1 protein-coding gene is annotated in these 1,697 nt (G+C 70.7%); it reads right to left on the reverse strand.

Going from position 1 to position 1,697, the window contains the following annotated elements:
* Nucleotides 1-138 precede the first annotated feature (138 nt).
* Nucleotides 139-1,697: ABC transporter substrate-binding protein (locus GA0115259_RS05680; protein ID WP_093591767.1), on the reverse strand; the 1,559-nt coding region annotated here is incomplete at its 5' end.

Below are 1,697 nucleotides of genomic sequence, written 5' to 3' on the forward strand. Positions count from 1 at the left end.
GGTCGTGGCGGTGGGACCCGCGTACGCGGCGGCGGGATCGCCGGGAGCGAGCCGTACCAGCAGGAAGACGGTGGTCAGGGTGAGGAAGACGGTGAGCAGGCTCTGACCGAGCCGGCGGGCGAGATACTTCGGCACGGCTCAGCCCTCCAGCCGCACGGCGGACAGGTCGTAGGAGTTGATCGGCAGCAGGGACAGTCCCTGGACCCGGCTTCTGCGGGCGAGCAGCGTCTTGGAGGCGAAGGCCCAGAGGCTGGGCCAGGTCTCCCAGATGGCGTGCTGCACCACGGCCAGCTTTCTGGCGCGCTCGGTGTCGTCCACCTCGGTGGCGGCGGCCCTGAGCTGCTGTTCCACGCGCGGTACGACATAGCCCATGAAGGCGTCGCGGGTGCGTTCCTTCGCCGCTGTTCCTCCGTACATGCCCTGGAGCGTGGTGAGGGCCTGGCCGGTCGGGCTGCCATAGCCGTTGCCGATGACGTCCCAGTCGCCGGCCCGGCCCTGGCGCCAGGTGAGGATGTCGCCGCCGGGCTCGAACTGCTGGAGCGTGGCGCGTACGCCGACGGCCTTCAGCATGTCGAGCACGGCCTCCATGACGGAGGTGTCGGCGGCGAACTCGCCGGTCTCCCAGATCACCTTGATCCGGAGGTCCGTGGCGCCCAGGGAGGTCAGGAGCCGGCGCGCCTTGGCCGGATCGTAGGTGTACGAGCCGGTCCGTACGGCGCCTTCGAGGGCGAGCGGCACCACACCGCCGGCCTCCTCGGCCGAACCGTTCAGTACGTCGTTGACCAGGGCCTCGCCGTCGATCGCGTAGGTCAGCGCGCGCCGCACCCGGGGATCGGCCAGCGGATGTCCCTGCGGCTTGCGGAAGTTGTAGAAGAGCTGGCACATACGGACGCCGGAGGTCTCCTCGATCTGGACGCCCGGCAGTCCGGTGAGCTGTTCTGCGGAGTCGGGTGTCAGGGTGTCGACCACATCGACCTCGCCGCTGCGCAGCGCGACGACCCGGCTGGACTCCTCCGGTACGAACCGCACACGCACGGTGTCGATCCGCGGGCGCGGTCCCCAGTAACGGGGATTGCGGCCGAGCGTGTACTCACCGGCGCCGGAGTTCGCACGCAGCACGCGGTACGGGCCCGAGCCCAGACCGCTCTGGAGCTCCTCGGGCTTGTTGGCGGCGGCCGGTGTGATGTGGATGTTGGCCATCAGCCGGTCCAGCACCGGTACGGGCTTCTCGGTGTGCAGCAGAAAGGTCCGGGCGCCCGTCTTCTCCACGGTGGGCAGTTCCGGGAAGAGACCGAGCAGAAAGGAACCGTTGACCTGTCCGTACATCCGCAGGGCCGTGGCGACGTCCTCGACGGTGACGGGACTGCCGTCGGAGTAGCGCAGGCCCTCGCGCAGCCGCACCGTCCAGGCCGTGGGCTCGGCCATCTCGAACCGGTCGGCGAGGACGAGCCGCGGCTTCATACCGGGACCGATACGGGTGAGCGCCTGCCGTACCGCGCGCTGCACGGTGACCGCGGCGTCGAACTGGTTGAGCTTGTTGTCGAGGCTCACCAGGGAGCGGTTCAGTCCCAGGGTGAGGGTGCCGGGGCCGGGAGCCCCGGTCGGTCCGGCACAGGCGGCCAGCGGGCCGACGGCCAGGCCCGCGCCGCCGACGGCGCCCCAGCGCAGCAGGGTCCGGCGGCTGAGTGGCTCACGCG

This window comes from Streptomyces sp. MnatMP-M17 (genome assembly GCF_900091995.1).
In the GTDB taxonomy this organism is placed as follows: domain Bacteria; phylum Actinomycetota; class Actinomycetes; order Streptomycetales; family Streptomycetaceae; genus Streptomyces.